This is a genomic window from Epilithonimonas sp., from assembly GCF_036780765.1.
Taxonomy (GTDB): domain Bacteria; phylum Bacteroidota; class Bacteroidia; order Flavobacteriales; family Weeksellaceae; genus Epilithonimonas.
This window is the reverse complement of sequence record NZ_DAIQCG010000006.1, coordinates 25,861-47,897: the sequence shown is the minus strand read 5'-3', so window position 1 is coordinate 47,897 and position 22,037 is coordinate 25,861. Positions and strand designations below refer to the sequence as shown.

Genomic DNA, 22,037 nt, shown 5'->3' with positions numbered 1-22,037 from the left:
CACTATCATTTATCAACTATAACTCATCAATTATAACAAAAATGCATATCGCTGTTACAGGAAATATTGGCGCCGGAAAAACAACCCTAACTACAATGTTATCAAAACATTACAATTGGGAAGCACAATTTGAAGATGTAGATCACAATCCTTATTTGGATGATTTTTATGGCGATATGTCGAAATGGAGTTTTGCATTACAGATTTATTTTTTAGGCAGCAGATTTCGCCAAGTGAAGGAAATCCGTGAAAGCGGAAAGAACGTTATCCAGGACAGAACAATCTATGAGGATGCCCATATTTTTGCTGAAAATCTTGCTGAAATGAACTTACTTTCCGAACGTGATTTTAACAATTATTTATCCGTTTTTACATTGATGAAAGACTTTGTTTCGGCACCGGATTTGCTAATTTATCTTAGAGCAGATGTTCCAACTTTAGTGCGACAAATCTCCAAAAGAGGAAGAGAATACGAAGCTGGAATCAGTATAGACTACCTATCAAAGCTGAATAACAAATACCAAAGCTGGATAGAAAATTACAAAGAAGGCAAACTTCTTGTTATTGATGTGGACAATCTAGATTTCGTAGAAAGACCTGAGGATTTCGGGTACATTCTGGAAAGAATAGATGCAGAACTGAACGGTTTGTTTTAAATTATTTTTTGGTGAAATAATTTTTACAATCCTGAAAATTACATTAGCCAAAATTTAACTTTAAAGCATCATGATAAAAGTAATTCATAATAACAGTTGTCCAAAGTCCAAAGCTATTCTGGAATATCTGGACGAGAATGATATCAAATTTCAGATTATTGACATCAATGAACATCCGCTTAGCTTGTTTGAATTAAGAACTTTGTTCAAAAAACTCAATAAAAAACCTAGCAGAATCCTGAGACATTCTACAGAATTATTCAAAAAATATTTCTCTGAATCAGAAACTGTGAATGACGAACAAGCCCTTGAAGTCATTGCTCTCAACCCCGAATTAATACAATGTCCTATCCTTATCAAAGGAAAAATTGCAATGTTGGGAAATCCTTTAGAGAATGTGAAATTCTTCATCGAGAACTAATAGTCATCTCAAAATCAAATAATTAGACTCATGCTTTTGAATTTCAAATGCAATATTAATTTTTACGAATTATTTTTGAAATAATTTGTCTAACTGAAAAATAATCCTTTATTTTGCACTCTCAAATATTCATTAGTCAAAAGAACATCGAGATATGTCAAGAATTTGCCAAATAACAGGTAAGCGTGCAATGGTAGGAAACAATGTTTCCCACGCTAATAACAAAACGAAAAGACGTTTTGAAATTAACTTGCTAGAGAAGAAATTTTTCCTTCCTGAGCAAGAAAAGTCAGTAACCCTTAAGGTTTCTGCTCACGGATTGAGAATCATCAACAAGATTGGTATTGAAGAAGCTATCGAAAGAGCAGCTAGAAACGGATTCATTAAAAACACTACTAAGTAATGGCTAAAAAAGGTAACAGAGTTCAGGTAATTCTAGAATGTACTGAGCACAAAGAAAGCGGAGTAGCAGGAATGTCAAGGTACATTACTACAAAAAATAAAAAGAACACTACAGAGAGATTGGAACTTAAAAAATTCAATCCAGTTCTTAAGAAATATACTGTTCACAAAGAAATTAAGTAATTTATAAAAATATTTTACAATGGCAAAGAAAGTAGTAGCAACACTTCAAGGTGGAGCTGGTTCAAAAAAAATGACAAAAGTAATCAAAATGGTTAAGTCTTCTAAATCAGATGCTTACATTTTTGAAGAAAAAGTAATGAACGCTGACGAAGTTGAAGGATTTTTGAAAAAATAATCCCTTACCCGAATACAATATAGAAACTACTCTTTTAGGGTAGTTTTTTTGTTATATTTGCTTCGGATAAAATCATTTATCAATTATCATTCATCATCTATTATTAATAATGAGTTGGTTTAAAAAAATATTCAAAAAAGAAGATAAAGAAACGCTTGACAAAGGTTTGGAAAAATCTAGCCAAGGTTTTTTCGATAAAATTTCCAGAGCTGTCGTTGGAAAAAACACAGTAGACGATGAAGTTTTGGATGATTTGGAAGAAGTACTCATCGCTTCAGATGTCGGTGCAGAAACAACTATCAAAATCATCAAAAGAATAGAGGATCGTGTTGCGAGAGACAAGTATGTCAATGTAAGCGAATTAGATAATATTCTTCGTGAAGAGATTACTGGACTTCTTTTGGACAATCCTCATTTGGATACAGACAATATCGACACAAGCAAAAAACCTTATGTCATAATGGTTGTTGGTGTGAATGGGGTTGGAAAAACTACAACTATTGGAAAATTAGCCTATCAGTTCAAATCCCAAGGATTGAAAGTAGTTCTTGGCGCTGCTGATACTTTCCGAGCAGCTGCTGTTGACCAATTGGTAATTTGGAGTGAGCGCGTTGGCGTTCCGATTGTAAAACAAGAGATGGGATCCGATCCTGCCTCTGTTGCTTTTGATACCGTTCAGTCTGCAGTTGCTCAAAATGCAGATATTGTCATAATAGATACTGCTGGAAGGCTGCATAATAAAGTCAATCTAATGAACGAACTTTCCAAAATAAAACGTGTAATGCAAAAGGTGCTTCCTGATGCGCCTCACGAAGTTTTATTGGTTTTAGACGGCTCTACAGGTCAGAATGCTTTTGAACAGGCAAAACAGTTTACCGCAGCTACAGAAGTAACATCTTTGGCAGTAACAAAATTAGATGGAACTGCTAAAGGTGGCGTTGTAATAGGAATATCGGATCAGTTTCAGATTCCAGTAAAATATATTGGTGTAGGGGAAAAAATCCAGGATCTTCAGATTTTTAATGGTATGGAATTTGTAAATTCATTCTTCAAAAAGAGATAATAAATCACATTTATATTAACATTAAAAAAATCAAAACTATGGGTATTTTAACTTGGATTATTTTCGGTCTTATTGCCGGAGCAATCGCAAAAGCTATTCATCCAGGAAATGATCCTGGTGGATGGGTTGTAACAGTTATTATTGGGATCATAGGCTCATTTCTTGGAGGAGCTATTGGAACTTATGTATTAGGTTGGGGTGATGTAGATTCTTTTTGGAGTCCAAGAAGTTGGCTATTGGCCATTGGTGGCTCAGTCTTATTATTATTTATTTATAGTATGCTAACCAAAAAGTAAATTCAACAATAATTAAACTTTTTTACATTTTATTGAAAAAGCATCAGGTTTTCTGATGCTTTTTTAATTATTAAATCATATATTTGGTAAGTTAAAAATTTATTAATAATGAAGAAAATCTTTACTACTCTCCTTTCTTTTGGGATGGTGGCTGGTGCATTAGCTCAGTGGACACCTACAACTATGAAAGGTGAAAATCTACGGCAAAATGGAGCAACCAAGTTTTATTCTTTGGATGTTAACGCTATTCGCACACAACTGCAAAATGCCCAACCTACAGGGAAGGACAGCAAACCAGTAATCATTAGTGTACCAACTTTAAATGGTAAAATTGAAAGATTTCAAGTCTACAGTTTACCTGTAGTGGTGCAATCTTTGGCAGACAGATACCAATTGGGATCATATGTTGGAACCGGTATAGATGATCCGGAAAAGTACATCAGATTTTCTGTAGCTCCAGACGATTTCCAGTCGATGATCATTAAAAATGGCATCTATGAATTTGTAGAACCACAGAACAAAGAAAAATCGGTTTATGGCGTCCATCCAAAGACAAACAAAACCAGTGGAGCAAATGGATCTTGGCTTTGTAATAGTACCGAGCCTCTTGTCACAAAGAAGGAAATAGAAAAGCTTGCAAATGGTTCTAGCTTCGCAAACAGTGCTACAGATTTTTCTAAAGCATCTGACAAAAAATATAGAACAATGCGCCTTGCGATGTCTGTGAATGGTGAATACACAGCGTACCACGGAGGTACTGTTGCAGGTGCTTTGACAGCGATTAATGCAACTCTAACTCGTTGCAACGGAATTTTTGAAAATGATTTTGCACTGCATTTGATTTTACAGGATTTTCCTTCTGTAATTTACACCAACGCAAGTACAGATCCATATTCTACGAATTTGAACCAATGGAATCAGCAATTACAAACTACATTGACAACTAATGTTGGAAATGATAACTACGACATCGGCCATATGTTTGGTGCTTCTGGCGGTGGTGGTAACGCTGGCTGTATTGGGTGTGTGTGTATTAATCCAACTACAACTACTCCATTAGGAAAAGGATCTGGAATTACTTCACCTGCAGATGGTATCCCAAAAGGAGACAACTTTGACATAGATTATGTTGCCCACGAAATAGGACATCAATTAGGTGCCAATCATACATTTTCTATGAGTCTGGAGGGCACTGGCCAAAATGTAGAGCCAGGATCAGGATCCACAATTATGGGATACGCAGGTATCACTAGTGCGGATGTTCAGGCACATTCAGATCCATACTTCCATATCAACAGTATTATACAGGTACAGAACAATCTTACTTCTAAAACCTGTGATATTGAGACGGCAGTAGCAAATCAGCCACCAGTAATTGTTGCTATGCCAGACGTGACAATTCCTAAGAGTACTGCTTTCGTATTAACCGCGCAGGCAACTGATGCTGAAGGAAACCCTATTACATATTGCTGGGAACAAACCGATAGTGCATCTTCTACAACCAGTACTAGCAATTTAGGGAACAATACCAATGGACCTACATTCAGATCTTGGAATCCTACAACTAACCCTACGAGATATTTCCCTAAACTTAGTACAGTTTTAGCAGGAAATTTAAAAAGTACAACAGATTGGGAAGCTGTTTCTACAGTTGCAAGAACAACCAATTATAAAGTAACGGTACGAGACAATAATCCGGACAAAACACAACAACAAACTCAATATGGCACTCAACGAGTTGTTGTAGGAACTGCAGGACCATTTAAAGTGACATCTACAAAGGTTTACAACAATGCTCTAGCCGCTTTCACTTGGGATCCAGTGGGAACAACTGCTGCGCCGTATAATGTAGCGAATGTAAAAATAGATTACACCACTGATAATGGTAATACTTGGACGGTTTTAGCAGCATCAACTCCTAATGATGGATCAGAGGAACTAAACTTTAATACGTTCGCTACCAATTCTCAACTTACAATAAGAGTTTCCGCTTTAGGTAATGTTTTCTACGCTGTTGGTAAGGTAACAGTGTCTGCAATGGTAAATTGCGACGGAACAGCGCCTGCTGGTCTTGTAGCTTCAGAGATTAGTCAGACCGGTGCAAAAATAGATTGGGATGCTGTAGCTAATGCTACTTATACATTAAGATATAAAAAAGCTGCTGATACCAACTGGACAGAGGTTAACAATCTCACAACTAATACTTATACGATTTCTGGACTGGTATTAAGTACAGCTTATAATGTGAGTGTAGCTGCCGTTTGTAGTGGAACAGTGGGTGCTTACGCCACCACTAATTTTACAACAAAAGGTATTGAATATTGTACAGCGGGAGCAACTTCTACAAGTTTTGAGAAAATATCCAATGTGACGTTTGCAAACATTAATAATAATTCTACTTCTACAGCAGGATATGAAGATTTCACTACTGTTATAGGAAATGTAAATGCTGGTCAGACTTACAATTTTTCAGCATCATTTTCCGGAACTTCTTATGCTGAGGACCAAGTGTTAGTATGGATAGATCTAAACCAAGATGGTGATTTTGATGATGCTGGTGAGAGAGTATTGGTAACAACTGCAAAGAAATCTCCATGGACAGGAAGTATTGCAATACCTGCTACTGCAAAAATAGGACAGACAAGAATGAGAGTACGTCTTCACGATTCTACACTCACACCAAACACTACACCTTGCGGAACATCCGGTTATGGACAGGTAGAAGATTATACTCTGAACGTTGGACAGCTAGCCGTTTCTGATGTTAAGAAAAACTCAGTAAATGTGTATCCTAACCCGGCAAAAGATATCATTAATATTTCTAATGTATCTTCAAAAGCTCAGTTCGAGATCTACTCTGTAGGTGGACAATTGGTAAACCAAGGAACAACAGATGGAAAAGTAAATGTTTCTAAGTTAACAAAAGGCGTTTACATCCTATCTGTAGAATCAAATGGTGAGAAAACTCAAACTAAATTCATCAAGAATTAATCAATAATTCTATCAATAGAAAACCCCGAATAATATTCGGGGTTTTTCTTTTTTATGAGATAAAGTAATTTCTAATTAAGTTCATTAACAACAGCATCAGTTGCAACTCGCAAACTTTCCAAATCAGAATTATTGTAAATGATATAATCCGCTAATTTGATTTTATCTTTTTCCGGCATTTGCTTCTGTATAATGGCTTCTACTTCACGATAAGTTTTATCATCTCTATCCATCGTTCTTTTGATTCTGAGGTTGTCATCCGCTGTAATCAAAAGAGATTTGTAGCATTGCAGATGCAGTTTCAGTTCAAAAAGAAGCGCGGTTTCTTTGAAAACAAATTCAGATTTTTGAGAATTCACCCACTTTTCAAAATCAATTTTTACTGCTGGATGAATCAAATGATTTAATGGTTCTAATAGTTCAGAATTATTAAAGACTTTTTCAGCAACATATTTCCGATTATAAACGCCATTAGAATAAGCCTCAGATCCCAAAAGGCCAATGATTTTTTCTTTTAAAACAGAATCTTTGTTGACAATATTTTTTGCCTCGTCATCCGAATAATAAACAGGAAAACCTTTTTCCTCTAATAATTTTGCAACTGTTGTTTTTCCGGAGCCAATTCCACCCGTTAATCCAATAATCTTGGGTATGGGAACATCTTCTTCCTGATTTTGATTAATATCTTGTATTTCCATAATTTATCTAATATCCAAAAACTTCATTAAAACTAAAAGTCTGGTCTAATTTCACTCCTCTTTCTGTCATTTTCAAACTTGCCAATTCATTATGAGCATCGTGCTCAAAAAACAAAAGATAATCATTATCCACACATTGCTTCAAAAACTTTCCTTTCTCTTCCAAGGTAAGCAATGGTCTGGTATCATAACCCATTACATAAACCTGCGGAATATGTCCTACTGTCGGAATCAAATCTGCTGCAAAAACAATTGTTTTTTCCTGATACTGAAGAACAGGCAGCATTTGTTTTTCCGTATGTCCATCTAGAAAAATGACATCCATTTTCAAATCGGGAGCGAATCCATAATTACCGGTTGTTGGCAATGGTAAGAAATTAAGTTGTCCACTTTCTTCCAAAGGCAAAATATTCTCTTTCAGGAAACTTGCTTTTTCTCTAGGATTAGGTTCCGTTGCCCATTTCCAATGATTTTCGTTGGTCCAGAAATGCGCATTTTTGAACGCTGGTCTGTAACCAGATTTATCATCATTCCATTCTATTGCACCACCGCAATGGTCAAAATGAAGATGCGTTAAAAAAACATCCGTAATATCTTCTCTTACAAATCCATATTTCTTCAAATTTTTATCCAAAGAATCATCTCCCCAAAGAGAATAATGTCCAAAGAATTTTTCGTCTTGTTTATCGCCAAGTCCACAATCTATTAGGATTAATTTTTTGCCATCTTCCACTAAAAGTGAGCGAGTTCCTAATTCGATGAGATTTTTTTCGTCAGCTGGATTTGTTTTTTCCCAAAGCGTTTTCGGAACAACACCAAACATTGCACCACCATCTAATTTGAATTTTCCACATTGGATTGGATAGAGTTTCATAAATATTTTGTTTTTTGAGAGTTTTAAATCGAATCTCGATTTTCCTTCATCAACTCTGCAATTTTTTTATCATTTGCAAAATCTGATTGCCCTAAATTAAGAATAATATTTTCAAAATCACTATCGTTTCTATTTTGACTTAATTTATTTGCTATAAAGATTTCTGTTGGATAAATATTGATTCCAAAAGCACCTTTCATTTCTTTTTTCACAAATTCATTGCCCATATTCTCAACAAACATTGGACATTTCTGAACTTTCTCATATTTAAAAGTAAGCTTTTTCAAATGCTCATAAAGTTCATCACCTGTCATTACCTTCACTTTTCCACGGATTTGAACCGCTTCATAGTTCCACGTTGAAACATTTGTTTTCTCATACCAAGATGACGAAATGTAAGAATGAGCACCTAAAAAATCACATAAAACCTCATCATCATCGTCCAAAATTTTGGCTTGAAAATTAGCTTTAGAAATATGAGTTTCTAGAAAAAAATCTTCTTTGTCATCATTCAACAAAAACATAGAATGTGTTGCCGATAATTTTTCTTTATCCGAAATCAAAAGTGCAAAAGCATTTTCACTGATGATTTTCTTCATCCATTCTTGGTCTTCGCTTTTATATATTTTTGGAATGAACATTACTGTAATTTAGAATAACTATTAAAATAATTCGCCCAAATTTTTAGGTCTAGAAATATTTAGATGTTTATAAGCTTTATCGGTCACTTCCCTACCTCGTGGAGTTCTGATAATAAAACCTTCCTGAATCAAAAATGGTTCATAAACTTCTTCCAAAGTCTCAGGGTTTTCGCCAATGGAGGTTGCTAAAGCTGAGATTCCGACTGGTTTTCCGCGGAAATTCTCTATCATCACACGCATTATTTTGTTATCCATATCATCTAAGCCAAACTCATCGACATTCAAAGAATTCAATGCAAATTTTGTGATTTCGATTTCTATTTCTCCGTTACCTTTGATTTCTGCAAAGTCTCGGACTCTTCGCAAAAGTGCATTCGCAATTCTAGGTGTTCCTCTACTTCTTCTTGCAATTTCCAGTGCAGCATCTTCATAGATTGGAACGCCTAAAACCCTTGCACTTCTTTCAATTATCATCCCGAGAAGTTCTATTGTATAATATTCCAATCGGCTTTGGATTCCGAATCTTGCGAGCATCGGCTTTGTCAACATTCCGCTTCTTGTGGTTGCACCAATTAATGTAAATGGGTTAAGTCCAATTTGAACAGAACGAGCATTTGGACCCGTTTCCAGCATAATATCAATCTTATAATCTTCCATTGCGGAATAAAGATATTCTTCCACAATCGGCGAAAGACGATGGATTTCATCAATGAAAAGGACATCATTTTCTTCAAGATTAGTAAGTAATCCGGCCAAACTTCCTGGTTTATCCAAAACTGGGCCTGACGTGATTTTACAATTAACACCCAATTCGTTGGCTATAATATGCGACAAAGTGGTTTTCCCTAATCCTGGTGGACCGTGCAAAAGAACGTGATCTAGAGCACTTCCACGATTTTTTGCGGCTGCAACAAAAACTTCTAGATTGTCCAAAGTTTTTCTTTGTCCTGCAAAATCACTGAAACTCTGCGGACGGATTTTTTCTTCCTGAATCAAATCGTCATCAGAATAATTGTCTTTATCGGGATGTAAAAAATCGGGCATTGATATTAATTAATAATTAAAAATTAAGTAAACCAGAATTTAAATTCAGGAAAATAGTATTCAAAGATAGAGAAATTTTAAGGGACTTTTGGATTGTATTTCTCGGTTTCGGATATGATTTCCTTTAATTGAATTTTCTCTTCTTCGGTTAATTTTCTTTGATAGAAACCCTTCTGCACATCTTTATCAAAATATTGTGGAAAAATCCCGTAATAATCATAAAGCTTCAAATCATAAATGTTAAGAGAAGGAAAAAAATCTTTCTGAAAAGGATATTTCGGAACATGAAAGTTTAAATTCCCAATCTTATATTCTGAATTGAAATTAACCAAATTATTCTCTTTTGGTTTATAAAGCTGATACCAACTAAAACCCGTCATCTTTTTTCCAACATTGAACTTTTGAACAAATCCAGGAAACATAAAAATCACTGATACAAAAACTGAAGTAATGATAGCTGTAAAAACAGATTTCTGTTGTGAAACACTTTTAAAAATCAGAAATAAGACGACTAAATAAATATCAATAAAAAATCGGTATTGTGCCGAGAAGATTATTATCAAAATAAACTTCAATAAAACACAAATAAAAAGTAATATGTAAAACTTTTCTTTTCTTCTAAATGCCAAAAATCCTAAAATGAGAACACTTAATATAATTCCAAAATTGAAAACTGATTTCCATCCAATCGTAAACCAATGATGCATTCTTTCCAAAAGATTAAAATCCTTAATCTGCTGATAAGAATAATGCATATCATAAGATTTCATCAGTCCAATTTGTGAAGAATAAGTCAAAATCTCTTGACTTGGTTTCCAAGGTAAATTAAAATCAATAATAGAAACCGGAAAAACAGGAAATCCGAAAAGCCAAATATTTTTGAACAAAAATAAAGTTCCAAAAGCTAAAATTGGAATCAACATTTGGCATTTGAAATTTTTTCGGGAAAAACTTTCCAAAACAATCAATAAAGGTAACCAAAACATTGTTGGCTTGATGCAAAATACAAATATGGAAAGGTATAAAAGTAATTTTCTGTCTGGGTTAATTAATAATTCATTCAGAACAATTAAAGCAATTATAAATGTTGGTAAGTCCGGACTTGGCTGCTGAATAAAAATTAAGAAAAACGGAATAAAAAGCAACAAAACCCATTGTTTTCTTTCGTAAATATAAATTAGAAATAATGCTAATAAATAAACATTAACCCTTAAAAATCCATCCGTTAAATTTGAAAATCCCGCTTGATAAATATGCCAAAATGATGATTGCCCAAGTAATAAATCAAGATTTGAAATTCCTTTTACAAAACCAACTTCCTTGAGAAATGTAATGGTTGGAAGGTAATAACTGTAATGGTCATACAAATAAGGCGAAAATGACCCGACCAAAAGAATTAATACAATAAAAAAGTAAAACCAACAGTTGATGTTTTTCCTGAATTCTAAATAAGAAAAATCTCTCTTTTTAAAAAAGAGTAGGATTCCGATAACTCCAGAAATTAAAAAAGCAATTTCTATATAAGAGTTTAATGGTAGGAAAAAAGCTAAGATTGTTTGTAAAAAAGTAGTGCTTAGAATTCCTAAAAGAGAAATTATTGTAAAACTCTGGCTTTTGATTTTCAGAAGTTTACTCGCAAAAATTCCATTGCCAAAATTGGTCAGTAAAAATATGAGAATAGTTTTGAGAATTATAAGCATAAAAAAGATTGCTTACCAAAAATAAGCAATCTTTCAGTGTTAAAATATATATGAAGAAAATTTACTTCTGCACTCTACCCGATTTTCTATCTTGTGCTCTACCAATTGTATAACCGGTTGCACCACCTGCAACACCACCAATTACTGCACCTAAACCAGGATTTTTCTTAGAAATAATGGCACCAGCGGCCGCTCCACCAACTGTACCAATAACTGTGCCTTTTGCTGCACTACTCCAACCTTTTTTCTGAGTTGCTGTTGTTCCAGCTGAACTTGAGGAACCTGAAGACGAAGAATTAGAAGCCACACTTCCTGATGATGACGATGAAGAACTACTTCTTCTAGAACTTTTTCTCGCAACACGATTAGATTCGGCTTTTCGTTCCGCTTCTTTCTCTTCTTCAACCTTATTGAGACTATCTTTTTGTTTTTCAAAATTGATTTTCTCTTTTTCTATAGCTAGTTTTTGTTTCTCAAGATCAATTTGTCTTGCCTGATAGTCCAATTTTTGTTGTTCTAAAGTTGCCGTCTGAACTTTTTGATCATCTTTGTTACAAGATAATAATAAGATAGAAACAGCTCCTGTTAAAAATAAATTTTTCATAACTTATAATTTTCTCACAAAATGTGAATTATGACTAATTAAGGTCTTTTCAATTATGATACCAAAATGAAATTTTATTTAAATCCAACTCATAAAAAAAGCCGGAATTACAACTCCAGCTTATATATATTTTAAAGGATTAAATCTAAAAAAGTTCTTTTCTGATGATGTTTTGAGAACGCTCTGGCCCCACCGAAACCAGATAAACGTTGATTCCCAAATGCTCTTCTATGAATTCGATATATTTTTTCGCATTCGCAGGAAGTTCGTCATAAGTTCTTGCATTAGTAATATCCTCATCCCAACCTTCCAATTCTTCGTATATTGGTTCGTAGTCATATAATTTAGTTGTAGAAGAAGTAAAGTAATCAATGATTTTTCCGTCTTCAGTTTTATATTTTGTAGCAATTTTTAAAGGATGAATTCCTGTAAGAACATCCAATTTAGTAATTACCAAATTATTAATTCCATTAATCATACAGGCATGCTTAAGAGAAACCAAATCCAACCAACCAGTTCTTCTCGGTCTTCCTGTTGTAGCGCCAAACTCGAAACCAATTTGTCTGATTTTTTCCCCTAATTCATTATCTAATTCTGAGGGAAAAGGACCATTTCCAACTCTGGTTGTGTAAGCTTTTGCAACGCCAATTAAATTTTGTAAAGCTGTTGGCGGAACACCTGCGCCTGTACAAACACCGCCTGTAGAAGGCGAAGAAGAAGTTACAAACGGATAAGTCCCGAAATCTATATCCAACATCAAGGCTTGAGCACCTTCAAACAAAATGTTTTTCCCATCTTGGATTGCTTCATTGATTTCTAATTCTGTATCAACAATTCTATCTTTTAGTCTTTCTCCCAAAGCCAAAAACTCCTGATAAATCTCTTCAACATCCAAACCTGGTTTTTCGAAATATTTTTCAAAAAGAGAATTTTTTACTTTTAAATTTTTCTCGATTTTTTCTCTCAGAACTTCAGGATTCAAAAGATCAATCATTCTGATTCCTACTCTTGCGATTTTATCTTCATAACAAGGTCCTATTCCTTTTTTGGTAGTTCCAATCTGGGTTCCGCCTTGTTCTTCTTCTCTATAAGTATCTAGTAAAATGTGATAAGGCATTATCACGTGTGCTCTTCTGCTGATGAAAACGTGATCTGTTTTAAGACCTTTGCTCTCTATCTGCTCGATTTCTTTGATAAAAGCCTTTGGGTTAACAACTACACCGTTGGCAATGATACACTTCCCTTTACATTGCAAAACGCCTGAAGGCAAAAGGTGCAGAACAAATTTTTCTTCTCCAACATAAACGGTATGACCAGCATTATCACCACCTTGGAAACGGACTACATAGTCTGATTTGGCTGATAAAACATCCGTGATTTTCCCTTTCCCTTCATCTCCATACTGGAGACCTACAACTACGTAAGTTGACATATTTTTTACTTTTTTTAGATTATTTACAAAGTTATACTATATATATGGCTTAGCAAAATCAAAAAAAATAAAAAACCCTCTTACTATGAATAAGAGGGCAAAAACACAAATGATGAAAAAAATTATAAATGCATCACTGCACCTACAATACAATTTTCGATACAAAAATCGTACAATTTTTATAATTTCCAACAAAAAAAATGAAACTATATTTAAAAAAATTAATTATATTTTAACAATATGTTCAATTTCATAAAAATATAAACTTAATTATATAAATTATTTATTTTTTTCCACTTAAATCCCAAATTTAATTTGTTAGTAATTTTATATAAAAAATTAATCATAAACATTAGACGATTAAAAAAAACAGAAAAACAAACCTAAATCAATACAAAAACAAGAATTATTTAAACTAAAACTAAAAAATAATTTTAATTTTAAACAAACAAACATATTTTTGCCATATAATTTTAATTAAAAACTGAAATAAATATTATAAAATATGTGCGGAATTGTATGTGTATTTGATACAAAACAAAAAAATGAAGTTATAAGACCTCAAATATTAGAAATGTCTAAAAAGATTAGACACCGTGGTCCAGATTGGTCCGGAATCTACCAGCACGACAATGTGATTTTCTCTCACGAGAGATTGGCTATTGTAGATCCTACTTCTGGTAAACAACCATTATTTACAAAAGATAAAAAAGTTGCTTTAGCCGTTAACGGCGAGATATATAATCATCAAGAGTTAAGATCAGAATTTCCGGATTACGAGTTTTTGACTCAATCTGATTGTGAAGTCATTTTGGCTTTATACAGACGAGATGGAAAAGATTTCTTAGAAAAGCTGAACGGAATTTTTGCATTCGCCTTATATGATGAAGAAAATGACGCTTATTTAATCGGAAGAGACCATATGGGAATTGTTCCTTTATATATGGGTTGGGACAAAAACGGAAGTTTTTATGTAGCTTCTGAATTGAAGTCCCTGGAGGGTGTTTGTAACAAAATAGAAGAATTCTTGCCAGGCCATTTCCTTTACAGCAAAGACGGACAGGAATTACAGCAATGGTACAAAAGAGATTGGACAGACTTCGAAAATGTAAAAGATAATGAAACCGATATCGCTGCCATCAGAAAAGGATTGGAAGAAGCGGTTCACAGACAACTGATGAGCGATGTGCCTTATGGAGTTTTACTTTCTGGCGGCTTGGACTCTTCTATCATCGCGGCTGTAACTGCAAAATTTGCAAGACAAAGAATAGAAAGCGGCGACACTCAGGAAGCTTGGTATCCGAGATTACACAGTTTTGCTGTAGGCTTGGAAGGTTCTCCGGATTTGGCTGCAGCAAGAAAAGCAGCAGACCATATTGGTTCTGTTCACCACGAAATCAAATACACTGTGCAGGAAGGTTTAGATGCCATCAAAGACGTTATCTATCATTTGGAAACTTATGACGTAACAACTATCAGAGCTTCCACCCCAATGTATCTTTTGGCGAGAGTCATCAAATCTATGGGAATCAAAATGGTGCTTTCAGGAGAAGGCTCGGATGAATTGTTTGGAGGTTATCTGTATTTCCACAAAGCACCTTCTGCTCAAGCTTTCCACGAAGAGACTGTTAGAAAACTAGGCAAACTTCACCTTTATGATTGCCTTAGAGCCAACAAATCTCTGATGGCTTGGGGAATAGAAGGTAGAGTTCCTTTCCTTGACAAAGAATTTATGGATGTAGCGATGACTATCAATCCAAAAGATAAAATGGTAACGCCGGAAAGAATGGAAAAATGGGTTCTGAGAAAAGCTTTTGAAGATATTCTTCCGGAAAGTATTGCCTGGAGACAGAAAGAGCAATTCAGTGACGGTGTTGGCTATTCTTGGATTGATACTTTGAAGCAAGTCGCAGAAGATGAAGTAACTGACGAAATGATGGCAAATGCGAAATTCAGATTCCCGATTAACGTACCGATGAGCAAAGAAGAATACCTATACAGAACTATTTTCGAAAGTCATTTCCCAAGTGATTCTGCAGCGAGTTGCGTACCTTCTGTCCCTTCAGTAGCTTGTTCTACGCCAGTGGCTTTGGAATGGGATGAAGCCTTCAAAAAAATGAACGATCCGAGTGGAAGAGCTGTGAAAGTACATGAAACGGCTTATTAAAGATTATTAAACTAACTATACTAACTACAAAGGAAAACCACAAGTCTTGGCTTGTGGTTTCTGTTTTAGCTTAAATCTAATTTTTTACTTACAGGAAATTTAGCATTTTTTAAAATTTTAAATAAACCGTCTTGGCTAGCCCAGACGGTTATTTTATTACTAAGAGAAGCAATTTATGAATTCATCAAAATAACGATTTTAAATTACTAAAAATTCAATAAAAACGACTTTGACCTACAAAAAACGTAGGTGGACCTATGATTTTGGTAGGTCAACAAATACTTTTGGTAGGTCAACCTATTAAACTGGTAGCTCTACCTATGCTGTTGATAGCTCAATCTAGTGTTTTGGCAGGTCAACCTATACTTTTGGTAGGTCAACAAATACTTTTGGTAGGTCGAGTTATGGTTTTGGTAGCTATAATTATGACCACGAAAGGTCAATTCACGAATTGGGTTAGCAACTTCGTTTATTGGGAGACTAAGTTTTGTTGAAGGATGAGGGTGTTTGTTAACAGTCCACTCCTACAGAGCTTAAGCCCGTTGTGCGGGATTGTTTCCATTGACAGTTGGTGGTTCTGCCCCATTATTTTGTTGATATTATTAAAGATTACAGTTCTGTCGTTTTAACGATAGTCTAAATAACCTGAGTTCGGGTTAAGAAAATTATTGAATATCAATAGGAATGGGCTTTAGCCAAAACTTAAAATATGTTTTAGCTAAAGCCTTTTTAAATTACATTTTAATACATCGGGCTGAAGCCCGACGCTATTGATAATATATTCTGTTTGATATTCAGAAATTTAAAGCAAATCGTTACCAGGACTCAGGTTAAACAATAAGATTCAAATTTACTCCAACAAAAAACCACAAACTTAAGCTTGTGGTTTTTGATTTTTTGTCTGTAATTGTTTGGCTCTTTTTTTCCGTCTTTCGTAGATAACTTCTGTTATTTTTCCACCAATCCACGAAAATGGGAAGAAAATCAGGAAGATGGATATTTTGTAAAAAACAGGATGGTACGGATAAATAATGATATCCAGCATCGCAATGAACAACATGATGAAGCCTATCAAAATGGCATAAGCTACTTTAGCATATTTCACGATCATGGCAGTTACTACTCCACCGAAGGTTACGCCCAATCCACCAAAAAACAACAGTGCTATATAGAAAGAATCTTTGCCCTGGACAGACTGCAAGAGTAATTCCCAATGGCTAAAAGGCGCAAACTGCTTGTAGGTAATCCACGAGGAGTCTATCTTTACCCCAAGTGTGATAATGAGAGCGGCTACCGTAAGACCAGCCAAAACACCTAATGTATTCCTAAGAAAGTTCATCTAGTCTTTGTAAGCAATCATAGAAATTTCTACATCCACATTTTTGGGAAGGCAAGATACCTGCACGGTTTCTCTTGCCGGAAATTGATCGTTATCAAAATAAGAAGCGTAGATCTCATTCACTACTGCAAAATCGTCCATATTTTTAAGAAAGATAGAAGCTTTCACAGCATTATCAAAATTCATATCAGTCGCTGTTAGGATGGCTTTCAGGTTTTTCATCACCTGATGAGTTTCCTTATCAATGCCTTCTACCAGCTTCCCAGTTTCCGGATCTACAGGGATCTGACCAGAGATGTACAAGGTTCCGTTTACCAAAGTTGCTTGTGAGTAAGGTCCGATAGCTGCGGGAGCATCTGATGTATGAATGATTGTTTTCATTTCGAGAGATAAATTTTTACAAAACTATATAAATTAGATGGAAGTTGGAAGCCAGATGTCAGAAGATTTCTTCATTCTATTCAAATAATCAATCTCATCCATCTTATATCTCCTTCTCTGAGCTTTAAAAAGTACTGTTAGGTTGTGTAAAACTTCTTTCTTTATATTTCACCGCGTCTTTTAAGATATTGGCCTTGATCCCGATAAAGAAATCATAAACCTTATATGCTCCAAAAGGAACCCAATTGAAAGTGATCGTGAAACTACGTTGATCTCTGGCAAACCCCAGTCTGGTATAACCCAGCTCTTTCTTTTCTATATCATAGTTTGTACTTCCGTTGATGTTCCAATATGGTGTCAGTTTTATACTTCCGTCCAAACCAAGCGATGCAACTTTGGTTCCTAAACGGGAAAGACCTCTTGTATAGGAATAATTGGCATTCACATTCAGTGTCCAAGTTGGAGAATAGTGGGAATAATTATCATCATCAAAGAAATAATTCTCGTTCCGTATCTCACCTTTCTTTTTATATTTTTTGGAGCCTTCTTCTTTCTTCCCAAAAATAGCTTCACTCATCGGATAAGATAATTGGAAATTAATCCCTTGTAAACTGAAATGTCCAAAATTCTCTGTTCTTACACCAGTATCACTTCCTTCTGTGAATACAATTTCGTAAGGTTCGATGGTCATACTGGAGTTGACATTCAATTTATTATTAAAAAAGGAAGACTGCGCAGTAACACTGAAAACTGACCATTTGTACTTTTCTGCCGCAAAGTTGTAACCTCCGGAGATATTAAGATTTTCAAAAATCTTAACTTTTTTCACACCAGTAGAGTCGGTTTTGGACTTCACTTTCATCTCCAAATTATTTGAGATATTGAAACCCATAGTTTGTTGCAGTCCGGAAGCTGGCGCACCATAAATCCCACCATCGAAGATAGAATAAGGCGTCATCTCTCCTCTGGCATTAGAATAATTTTTATAATAACCCCAACTCCTTTCACCGAAATCCGGAGAATAAGAAAAACTCATACTCGGTGTTACCATATGACGGATTGCTACAATCGAAGAATTTTTGTTGAAGTTTTTCTGACCATACAAAACCGTCTGCAAACTTGCGCTTGTAGAGAAAGTAGTATAACCGGCAACATTACTTTTATAATTATCCTCCACCAAGTTCGTCAATGGATTATAACTTTTCTCGAGAGTTTTTGTCGTTAAAACATTATCAGCATTAGCAGATAAAGTAAATGTGAAATATTTGGCAATTGTTGTGTTTGTAGATAATGAGATATTGTTTTTCGCACCCGTTTTCAGGTCTTTCCACATTTCTTGTTTGAAAAGCTTATCTTCTGTAGTGGTAACATAATTACTCAATGCAAAACCTGTGTTTACGTTGATGTTTTCCAACAATCCTGTTCTAACACCTGTTTTTGGTTTGAAAAGATAGAACTGATTAACCGCAATCGTCATATCCGGCAAACGCAAATCTGTAAGTCCTGTCGCAAAGTTCTGGTTATAGGCCATACTCGCACTGATGGTCATTGGAAGATTCAGGAATCTTTTCGTAACGTTTACCCTAGAAGTTTGTGTGGTGTTCAGTACGTTTCCGTTGAAGATGTAATTGTTGTTAACAGTATTATTGTAAAACTTACTGCTCACAACATCCACACTTGCATTGAAAGTGAAATATGGATTAGCTTTAGAATCCTGAGAATGTCGCCATGCGATTCGGAAAGTTTTGGTTTTAGAGTAATCATCCAAACCTTTGATCCCACGAACCGTGTAACCATAATCTGCTGCAAAGTTTCCAGAGTAGCGGTATTTTTTAAGATAATTAAGTTCCGGCTTCAAATTCCAGCTTCCTTTAGTATATAAATCTGAAAGAATTTTCAAATCGAAGTGATCTCCAATTGGTTGATAATAACCTAAACCATTCAGGAAGAAACCAACATCCTGTCTTTCTCCAAAACTCGGAATCAAAATACCCGCCGATCTTTTATCCGAAAAAGGAAGGATCGCAAAAGGCATTATCAAAGGTGTAGGAACCTGTTCTATGTACATTTGGATGGGACCCGTTACAATCTGTGAGCTGTTTTTGCCCTTCAAAAGTTTGATAATACGTGCAGACATATGATAGTCCGGCAACGAATCTTTTTTCTTCAGAAAATATTCATCCGTAGTGTACATTCCTCTGCTCATCACAAAAACAGAGTCGTTATATTTCTTGGTTTTTTGAGCAACAATCACACCTTCACTTTCTTCTGTTCTGGCATTGAAAGCGATGGCTTGTTTGGTTTTGATATTATAAATTACCTCGTTGTATTCGTACTTTTTGCCTGCTTGTGTAGCAATAGCCGGTTTAATAATCTTCCCTTTTTCATCCTGCTCTCCTCTAGCATAGATTTTTCCAGTTTCCCATTCGAATCTGATATAATCTGCATCGATTTGCATATCCTGATAGATGATCTGGGCATTCTTATAAAGAGAGGTTTGCTTGTTGGTAATGGAAGAAGTATTTCTACGTTCTGCCTTCATTTTCACTACACCTTCCAACTCTTCTTTGGGAAGAATTGTATCTTTTTTCTTTACACCTAAGGAATCTTTGGTTATATTTATAGAGTCACGAATACCACTTTTTTCATCAACATTTTTAGGCACAGTTTGTGATAAAATATTGTTAAAAATTAGGATATTTAAAATTAGTAATATACTTTTGAAAATACTTCGAGCCAATGCAGTCATTCTGAAATTGGGTTCAAAATTAATTAAATTTTAAAGATTAAAATGACCAGCTTCAAATTTTATAATAAAATTTTCTTTCTGTTAACATTTTTTATCGGTTTTAGCAGTATTTATTCTCAAAAAAAATTCACTATCGTTCTGGATGCAGGACACGGTGGAAGCGACATAGGCGCTAATAGAAATTATAACGACATTGGAACTGTTCAAGAAAAAAACGTCACTCTGGGAATCGTTTTGAAATTGGGGAAAATGTTAGAGAAGAATAAGGATTATAAAGTCATCTATACCAGAAAAATAGACGAATATCCTTCTTTAACCAACAGAACAACACTTGCTAACAGAAGCAAAGCCGACCTTTTCATCTCAGTTCATGTTAATTCCTCACCAAGTAGAAGTGCCACAGCACAAGGAACAGAAACCTTCGTACAAGGCCCTAATCAAAACAAAGCCAACTTGGATGTTGCAAAAGCTGAAAATGACGTGATTTTCCTGGATGAAAAAGATAGAGAGAACTTTGCTTCTTATAATCCGAATTCTCCGGAATCATTAATTGCTCTTAAAATTCAGCAAAGTAAATATCTTGAAGCGAGCCTTATCATTGGAGGCTTGGTTGAAGAGAATTTTGTAAAAAAAGATAAAAGAATGTCTCGTGGTGTAAAACAAGAAAACCTTCACGTTTTGAGAATGAATGCGATGCCATCTATCCTTATTGAAACTGGATTTGTTAATAATTACGAAGATGCTCACTATATTTCTACAGAAGATGGACAGCAAGCCATTGCGGAGAGTATCTTCAACGCCATTACAAGTTATAAAAAGCTTGTCGACAGAAATGTAAAAGAGCCTGAGCCTGAAAAACCTGTAGAGCAACCTCTGAAAAACGATTTCAGAATATTATTGATGAGCACGCTTTCTAGATATACAGAGGATGATCCTGCCCTGAAAGGTTTGAAATATATTTTACCAATCAAAGAAAATGGATTCTACAAGTATTATTATGGAACAACAAACTATGTTTCTGTAAAAGACACTAATCTGAAAGTAGCAAAAGATGCCGGATTTAGAAATTCTATGGCTATTAGTTTTATTCCAAACCAAGCTTTAGGAATGGGTTATTATACTATAGAAGTTTATGCTGGTAAAGATAAGTTAGATTCTAAATCTAATATACTAAAGGCTCTTCCAAATATTGTAAGAAATAAAGAAAACGGGATTTTCTATTATACTCATGGGAAGTACAGAACTTTGGAAGACGCTGTAAAGGCTCAGAAAGATTTGGAAAATAAAGGAATTACCAATACTGTCATCGAGAAAAAATCAAAATAGATAAAAACGATTTGCAAAAAGTAGAGAGTTTCTCTACTTTTGCAGACCGTAAAAACAAATGGCCTATTCGTCTAGTGGTTAGGACTCAAGATTTTCTTTCTTGCAACAGCGGTTCGATTCCCCTATAGGCTACGATTTAAAAATGAAAGTTATTTTAGCTTTCATTTTTTTTATCTGAAAATCACAACTTTAAAAAAACATCTAAAAAAATATTTTGAATTTTAAAAAATATCTATACTTTTGCACCGCCTTAAAGGAGAAAGAAAGATACTGAATCTTTATCTTCAAAAATGATTTAAAATCATAGCAACTTATAGGCAAAATAAAATTTAATTTTTTAAAAAAAAGTTTGCAAATTAAAAAATAGTTTTTATCTTTGCACCCACATTTGAACGATATGGCAAATCATAAATCAGCATTAAAGAGAATTAGACAAAACGAAGTAAGAAGACTTCGTAACAGATACTATCACAAAACTGCAAGAACGGCTTTGAAAGCGTTGAGAAACGAAGAAAACAAAGCAGTGGCAGCAGAGCAGTTACCTAAAGTTATCTCTTTATTGGATAAATTAGCAAAGAAGAACATTATTCACAAGAATAAAGCTTCTAACTTGAAAAGTAAATTAACTAAACACGTAAACGGTTTAGCTTAATATAAAGTTTGGCCCGTTCGTCTATCGGTTAGGACCTCAGGTTTTCATCCTGGTAAGAGGGGTTCGATTCCCCTACGGGCTACTTAAAAATACCTTCATTAATTTTTCTGGAGGTATTTTTTTTAAGCATTTAAAATTTGTATTTTTCATTTAGAATAATATGGATAAACAAAAAGAAAAATTAATTAGGCCCGTTCGTCTATCGGTTAGGACCTCAGGTTTTCATCCTGGTAAGAGGGGTTC

Annotated in this window: 22 protein-coding genes and 2 tRNA genes; 14 read left to right on the top strand and 10 right to left on the bottom strand. The window is 34.7% G+C overall.

Annotated elements, in window-relative coordinates; translation table 11 throughout:
• Nucleotides 1-41 precede the first annotated feature (41 nt).
• The 8 genes from V7P73_RS10640 (at nt 42) to V7P73_RS10605 (ending at nt 6,187) form a co-directional block, all read left to right on the top strand.
• Entirely contained in the window at nt 42-656 is a 615-nt protein-coding gene (locus tag V7P73_RS10640) for a deoxynucleoside kinase (RefSeq protein ID WP_074232950.1), read from the top strand.
• Between the two features lie 70 nt (nt 657-726).
• Complete coding sequence (locus V7P73_RS10635) at nt 727-1,077, top strand: ArsC/Spx/MgsR family protein (RefSeq protein WP_333853426.1); 351 nt, start codon at nt 727-729, stop codon at nt 1,075-1,077.
• Nucleotides 1,078-1,231: 154 nt separating this feature from the next.
• On the top strand, nt 1,232-1,480 hold the full coding sequence (gene rpmB, locus V7P73_RS10630) for a 50S ribosomal protein L28 (protein WP_333853425.1): 249 nt from the start codon (nt 1,232-1,234) through the stop codon (nt 1,478-1,480).
• On the top strand, nt 1,480-1,662 hold the full coding sequence (rpmG, locus tag V7P73_RS10625; RefSeq protein WP_027384735.1) for a 50S ribosomal protein L33: 183 nt from the start codon (nt 1,480-1,482) through the stop codon (nt 1,660-1,662). Before rpmB ends, rpmG begins: the two co-directional genes overlap by 1 nt.
• A 19-nt stretch (nt 1,663-1,681) precedes the next feature.
• Nucleotides 1,682-1,837: a DUF4295 family protein gene (locus V7P73_RS10620; RefSeq protein WP_333853418.1), complete on the top strand. Its 156-nt coding sequence runs from the start codon at nt 1,682-1,684 to the stop codon at nt 1,835-1,837.
• 109 nt (nt 1,838-1,946) lie between these two features.
• On the top strand, nt 1,947-2,900 hold the full coding sequence (gene ftsY / locus V7P73_RS10615) for a signal recognition particle-docking protein FtsY (protein ID WP_333853416.1): 954 nt from the start codon (nt 1,947-1,949) through the stop codon (nt 2,898-2,900).
• A gap of 38 nt (nt 2,901-2,938) precedes the next feature.
• Nucleotides 2,939-3,196 (top strand): GlsB/YeaQ/YmgE family stress response membrane protein, encoded by a 258-nt coding sequence (locus V7P73_RS10610; RefSeq protein WP_333853414.1) that lies wholly within the window; start codon nt 2,939-2,941, stop codon nt 3,194-3,196.
• 108 nt (nt 3,197-3,304) lie between these two features.
• A complete protein-coding gene (locus tag V7P73_RS10605) occupies nt 3,305-6,187 on the top strand; it encodes a reprolysin-like metallopeptidase (RefSeq protein ID WP_333853412.1) in 2,883 nt (960 codons plus the stop codon).
• Nucleotides 6,188-6,258: 71 nt separating this feature from the next.
• Here V7P73_RS10605 and coaE read toward each other — a convergent pair whose 3' ends face one another.
• From coaE to V7P73_RS10570, 7 genes are all read right to left on the bottom strand, one after another.
• Nucleotides 6,259-6,840, bottom strand: coding sequence for a dephospho-CoA kinase (coaE, locus tag V7P73_RS10600; RefSeq protein ID WP_333853677.1), 582 nt, complete (start codon nt 6,838-6,840; stop codon nt 6,259-6,261).
• A gap of 52 nt (nt 6,841-6,892) precedes the next feature.
• Nucleotides 6,893-7,759 (bottom strand): MBL fold metallo-hydrolase, encoded by an 867-nt coding sequence (locus tag V7P73_RS10595; RefSeq protein WP_333853410.1) that lies wholly within the window; start codon nt 7,757-7,759, stop codon nt 6,893-6,895.
• A 23-nt stretch (nt 7,760-7,782) separates the two neighbouring features.
• Nucleotides 7,783-8,400, bottom strand: coding sequence for an FMN-binding negative transcriptional regulator (locus V7P73_RS10590; protein ID WP_333853408.1), 618 nt, complete (start codon nt 8,398-8,400; stop codon nt 7,783-7,785).
• Between the two features lie 21 nt (nt 8,401-8,421).
• On the bottom strand, nt 8,422-9,444 hold the full coding sequence (gene ruvB, locus V7P73_RS10585) for a Holliday junction branch migration DNA helicase RuvB (RefSeq protein ID WP_333853406.1): 1,023 nt from the start codon (nt 9,442-9,444) through the stop codon (nt 8,422-8,424).
• A 77-nt stretch (nt 9,445-9,521) separates the two neighbouring features.
• The gene (locus V7P73_RS10580) at nt 9,522-11,144 is read right to left on the bottom strand and encodes an LIC_10190 family membrane protein (protein WP_333853404.1); all 1,623 of its coding nucleotides are present in this window, start codon (nt 11,142-11,144) and stop codon (nt 9,522-9,524) included.
• A 61-nt stretch (nt 11,145-11,205) separates the two neighbouring features.
• Nucleotides 11,206-11,748, bottom strand: a complete 543-nt coding sequence (locus tag V7P73_RS10575; protein WP_333853402.1) for a YMGG-like glycine zipper-containing protein — start codon at nt 11,746-11,748, stop codon at nt 11,206-11,208.
• A gap of 145 nt (nt 11,749-11,893) precedes the next feature.
• Nucleotides 11,894-13,180 (bottom strand): adenylosuccinate synthase, encoded by a 1,287-nt coding sequence (locus V7P73_RS10570; RefSeq protein WP_333853401.1) that lies wholly within the window; start codon nt 13,178-13,180, stop codon nt 11,894-11,896.
• Nucleotides 13,181-13,685: 505 nt separating this feature from the next.
• On the opposite strand from V7P73_RS10570, the gene asnB reads away from it, so the two are divergent.
• Entirely contained in the window at nt 13,686-15,347 is a 1,662-nt protein-coding gene (asnB, locus tag V7P73_RS10565) for an asparagine synthase B (RefSeq protein WP_333853400.1), read from the top strand.
• A gap of 257 nt (nt 15,348-15,604) precedes the next feature.
• On the top strand, nt 15,605-15,841 hold the full coding sequence (locus V7P73_RS10560; RefSeq protein WP_333853398.1) for a hypothetical protein: 237 nt from the start codon (nt 15,605-15,607) through the stop codon (nt 15,839-15,841).
• A gap of 380 nt (nt 15,842-16,221) precedes the next feature.
• Here V7P73_RS10560 and V7P73_RS10555 read toward each other — a convergent pair whose 3' ends face one another.
• The 3 genes from V7P73_RS10555 to V7P73_RS10545 all read right to left on the bottom strand — a co-directional run bounded on the left by V7P73_RS10555 (nt 16,222) and on the right by V7P73_RS10545 (nt 19,816).
• Complete coding sequence (locus V7P73_RS10555) at nt 16,222-16,686, bottom strand: hypothetical protein (protein ID WP_333853396.1); 465 nt, start codon at nt 16,684-16,686, stop codon at nt 16,222-16,224.
• Complete coding sequence (locus V7P73_RS10550) at nt 16,687-17,067, bottom strand: RidA family protein (RefSeq protein WP_333853394.1); 381 nt, start codon at nt 17,065-17,067, stop codon at nt 16,687-16,689.
• 124 nt (nt 17,068-17,191) lie between these two features.
• Nucleotides 17,192-19,816 (bottom strand): putative LPS assembly protein LptD, encoded by a 2,625-nt coding sequence (locus tag V7P73_RS10545; protein ID WP_333853393.1) that lies wholly within the window; start codon nt 19,814-19,816, stop codon nt 17,192-17,194.
• Between the two features lie 42 nt (nt 19,817-19,858).
• Here V7P73_RS10545 and V7P73_RS10540 point away from each other — a divergent pair, with 42 nt between their 5' ends.
• From V7P73_RS10540 to V7P73_RS10525, 4 genes are all read left to right on the top strand, one after another.
• Nucleotides 19,859-21,142, top strand: coding sequence for an N-acetylmuramoyl-L-alanine amidase family protein (locus V7P73_RS10540; RefSeq protein ID WP_333853391.1), 1,284 nt, complete (start codon nt 19,859-19,861; stop codon nt 21,140-21,142).
• A gap of 60 nt (nt 21,143-21,202) precedes the next feature.
• Nucleotides 21,203-21,274 (top strand) — tRNA-Glu (locus V7P73_RS10535).
• 265 nt (nt 21,275-21,539) lie between these two features.
• Nucleotides 21,540-21,794: a 30S ribosomal protein S20 gene (gene rpsT / locus V7P73_RS10530; RefSeq protein ID WP_333853390.1), complete on the top strand. Its 255-nt coding sequence runs from the start codon at nt 21,540-21,542 to the stop codon at nt 21,792-21,794.
• Nucleotides 21,795-21,804: 10 nt separating this feature from the next.
• Nucleotides 21,805-21,876, top strand: a tRNA-Glu gene (locus V7P73_RS10525).
• The last annotated feature ends 161 nt before the right edge of the window (nt 21,877-22,037 follow it).

Coding starts and splice junctions, on each gene's coding strand:
- V7P73_RS10640 (WP_074232950.1), top strand. CDS start 42: ATGCATATCGCTGTTACAGGAAATATTGGCGCCGGAAAAACAACCCTA.
- V7P73_RS10635 (WP_333853426.1), top strand. CDS start 727: ATGATAAAAGTAATTCATAATAACAGTTGTCCAAAGTCCAAAGCTATT.
- rpmB (WP_333853425.1), top strand. CDS start 1,232: ATGTCAAGAATTTGCCAAATAACAGGTAAGCGTGCAATGGTAGGAAAC.
- rpmG (WP_027384735.1), top strand. CDS start 1,480: ATGGCTAAAAAAGGTAACAGAGTTCAGGTAATTCTAGAATGTACTGAG.
- V7P73_RS10620 (WP_333853418.1), top strand. CDS start 1,682: ATGGCAAAGAAAGTAGTAGCAACACTTCAAGGTGGAGCTGGTTCAAAA.
- ftsY (WP_333853416.1), top strand. CDS start 1,947: ATGAGTTGGTTTAAAAAAATATTCAAAAAAGAAGATAAAGAAACGCTT.
- V7P73_RS10610 (WP_333853414.1), top strand. CDS start 2,939: ATGGGTATTTTAACTTGGATTATTTTCGGTCTTATTGCCGGAGCAATC.
- V7P73_RS10605 (WP_333853412.1), top strand. CDS start 3,305: ATGAAGAAAATCTTTACTACTCTCCTTTCTTTTGGGATGGTGGCTGGT.
- V7P73_RS10595 (WP_333853410.1), bottom strand. CDS start 7,759: ATGAAACTCTATCCAATCCAATGTGGAAAATTCAAATTAGATGGTGGT.
- V7P73_RS10590 (WP_333853408.1), bottom strand. CDS start 8,400: ATGTTCATTCCAAAAATATATAAAAGCGAAGACCAAGAATGGATGAAG.
- ruvB (WP_333853406.1), bottom strand. CDS start 9,444: ATGCCCGATTTTTTACATCCCGATAAAGACAATTATTCTGATGACGAT.
- V7P73_RS10580 (WP_333853404.1), bottom strand. CDS start 11,144: ATGCTTATAATTCTCAAAACTATTCTCATATTTTTACTGACCAATTTT.
- V7P73_RS10575 (WP_333853402.1), bottom strand. CDS start 11,748: ATGAAAAATTTATTTTTAACAGGAGCTGTTTCTATCTTATTATTATCT.
- V7P73_RS10570 (WP_333853401.1), bottom strand. CDS start 13,180: ATGTCAACTTACGTAGTTGTAGGTCTCCAGTATGGAGATGAAGGGAAA.
- asnB (WP_333853400.1), top strand. CDS start 13,686: ATGTGCGGAATTGTATGTGTATTTGATACAAAACAAAAAAATGAAGTT.
- V7P73_RS10560 (WP_333853398.1), top strand. CDS start 15,605: ATGATTTTGGTAGGTCAACAAATACTTTTGGTAGGTCAACCTATTAAA.
- V7P73_RS10555 (WP_333853396.1), bottom strand. CDS start 16,686: ATGAACTTTCTTAGGAATACATTAGGTGTTTTGGCTGGTCTTACGGTA.
- V7P73_RS10550 (WP_333853394.1), bottom strand. CDS start 17,067: ATGAAAACAATCATTCATACATCAGATGCTCCCGCAGCTATCGGACCT.
- V7P73_RS10545 (WP_333853393.1), bottom strand. CDS start 19,816: ATGACTGCATTGGCTCGAAGTATTTTCAAAAGTATATTACTAATTTTA.
- V7P73_RS10540 (WP_333853391.1), top strand. CDS start 19,859: ATGACCAGCTTCAAATTTTATAATAAAATTTTCTTTCTGTTAACATTT.
- rpsT (WP_333853390.1), top strand. CDS start 21,540: ATGGCAAATCATAAATCAGCATTAAAGAGAATTAGACAAAACGAAGTA.